Source organism: Thermus islandicus DSM 21543 (assembly GCF_000421625.1).
Lineage (GTDB): Bacteria > Deinococcota > Deinococci > Deinococcales > Thermaceae > Thermus > Thermus islandicus.
Window position 1 is genome coordinate 1 of the sequence record NZ_ATXJ01000053.1, and the last position, 2582, is coordinate 2582.

Annotated in this window: 1 protein-coding gene and 1 pseudogene; both read right to left on the reverse strand. The window is 69.2% G+C overall.

What is annotated here, in order from left to right:
• Window positions 1-390: 390 nt before the first annotated feature.
• Entirely contained in the window at window positions 391-1917 is a 1527-nt protein-coding gene (locus H531_RS0112365; protein WP_022799619.1) for an ATP-binding cassette domain-containing protein, read from the reverse strand.
• A gap of 306 nt (window positions 1918-2223) precedes the next feature.
• Window positions 2224-2582 (reverse strand): annotated as a pseudogene (locus tag H531_RS15220) (transposase family protein); the annotation flags it as partial.

Sequence of the window (2582 nt, forward strand, 5' to 3'; positions counted from 1 at the left end):
ACCAGGATGAGGGCCAGAAGACCCCAAAGGGGGTACTGCCGGTTGCGAGCCCGAGGGTCTGGGACCTGGGATAGGGCTTCACGCAGGGTCATGCCCCTCTTTACTCCAGGAGCCGCATATAGGTCAAGTCTGGGGGTTTCCCTCGTAGTTTGAACCCACCCTCCCGCGGAATCTCGGGTACCTCCTCTCCCCCCGCCCCTCCGCGTAAGGACGGGCTACCCCCTCCAGCTCCAACCCCAGGGAGGAGGCCAAGCCCCGAAGACCCCGGGACCCCAGTCCACCAAGAGCTTCCGCACCCGGGGCCACAAGGAGAGGTCCATCCCCAAAAGCAAGGCCTGCCCGCCCCACGTGTTGTGCTCGTTGCCCAAGTGGCCGGGGTGAACACGGCCGCTACGGGGAGTCCAGCGCCTGCGGGCCTGCCAGCTCCACCACCCGGTCGAAGCGGCCGTGCAGCGTCTCATCCCCGTGCAGTACCACGACCAGGGCCTTTCCTGCGGTCCGGCGCAGGATGAGCTCGAGCACCCCCTCCCGGCTCTCAGAGTCCAAGTTGGCCAGGGGCTCGTCCAGAAGGTAGAGGTCGGCCTCTTCGCAAAGCAGCGCGCCGATGGCGGCCCTCTGCCGCTGCCCCGAGGACAGGGCCTCCGGGCGGCGGTCCTCCAGGCCCTCCAGCCCCAGTTCCCGGCGGATCCCAGCGTCGGGAACCAGCTCGCGTACCGTCAAGGGCGGCAGCTCGGGGGGAGCGGTGAGCGCGGCCACCCGCGCGGGCCGCACCACCTCGCCCTCCTTTGGGGCCAGATACCCCGCGAGCACGTGGAGGAGGGTGCTCTTGCCCGCGCCGTTGGGGCCTACGAGCAGTAGGCGCTCGCCTGGGCGGATTTCCACCCGCGGTAGCTCCAGCAAGGCCCCGCCCGCGTAGGCCACCCTCACCCCCTGGAGTCGGGCTTCGGCGGCCAGCCGCGCATAGGGTTCGGGTGCGGAGGAGAGCAGCCCTTGGACGCGCTCGAGGACCTGCGCGTGGCGGTGGAACTCGGGCACCCTGCGCAGCAGGGAAAAGGTGTTTTCCACCGCACGCCAGAAGGCGTTGACGAAGGCCAAATATCCGCCGAAGCTCAGCACGCGGACCAGGACGAAGTAGCCGCCCACGACCAGTGCGAGCGTGTTGGCCAGGTTCATGAACACGCCGCTCCAGGCCTGTTGGGCCTCCACCAGCCGTTGACTGCGGTAGGTGCCTTCGAGGTAGGCGCTCAGGGCCTCCCGGTTAGCGGCCAGAGTCGGGCTGAGAAGACGGGGTAGGCCGCGTAGAGCCCGGAAGGCCTTGAGCGATTGGGAGAGGACCTCGAGGTAGCGGGCCTCCGCCTCCCGCTCGTCCGTGACAGCCCGGCGGATCCTCGTCCCGACCCGCTGCGCGACCCACAATAGCGGCGGGACCAGTATCGCCAGGGCCAGGGTAGCCTGCCACGACAGGTACAGCAGCACCCCCAGGAAGGCCAGGGTCGCCAGGGCCTGGCGGGCCACGGCAACCAAGAGGGAAACCGCAGGGGCCAGCCCCTCGAGGACGTCCTGGTGAACCCGGCTCACAAAGGCCCCGGCTCCCTCGCGGCTGAAGTCTTGCCAGTCAAGGCGGAGGGCCTGGGCTAGCAGCCGCCCCTCCACCTCGAGCACCACCCGGTTGACGAAGGCCCTCTGCCAGAGCGAGAGGGCCCAGAACAGAGCAACCAGGCCCAGTCCCACGGCGAGGTAGGCGAGCCCCAGGAGCCCGAAGCGCCGGAAGTCTTGCGTGACCACCGCCTCGTCGAAGAGCCACTTGAGCATTAACGGGTGGAGCAGGGCCTCGGCCGCGCTCGCCAGGCTGCTAACCGCCAGCAGGCGCAGAAACTCGCCTCTGCGCCCCTCCAGGAGGGTCCATAACGTCTTCATTGGGCATCACCTCGTCCAGCATAAAGTCGGCGGGGCCGGGGCTCGCCACCCGGTGCAGCACCCGCAGAACCCCAGCGCAACCGGTTGCGAAGTCGCAGGAGACCCGCAGCAGGCCCTCGCCGGGGACGGCCAACCCCTCCAGGGTTCGCCCCTGGGGTAGGAGGCTGGTGCCTGCGCGCGGCTCGAAGAGGGTGGCCGGGCCTGCTCGAGCCATCCGTAGCGCAGCAGCACCTTAGCCACCCCCGCGCTTCCAACCTCGACATAGGGCTCGAGGGTGCCCTTGTAGCGGAAGCCCATCGTGCCGGGTCCCGTCCGCTCGGCCTGGGCCAGGGTGGTCTGGAGGCGCAGGGCCAGGACCTCCACCCGCTTGACCTGGGCGCTTTTCCCCTTGCCGCTTCCCCGCAGGTGCTTCCCGTCCACCACCAGGACCTCCCCAAGGACCGCCTCGGGGAAGACCTGGAGGAGGGCCGCCTGGAGCTTCTCAGGATCCAGGCGCTGAAGGAGAAGGGTGATGGCGGTGTGGCCCGGGGACTTGCGCAGGCCGAGGTGGGGTAGAAGATGGGGGTTGGCGCGGGCGAAGCGTTCCACGCCCCTCAGGGAGTCCACGCGGGAAAGGAAAGCCACCAGGATGAGGGCCAGAAGACCCCAAAGGGGGTACTGCCGGT

Bases quoted from the DNA above. Each gene is read 5' to 3' on its own strand.
- H531_RS0112365 (WP_022799619.1), bottom strand. From the start codon at position 1,917: ATGAAGACGTTATGGACCCTCCTGGAGGGGCGCAGAGGCGAGTTTCTG.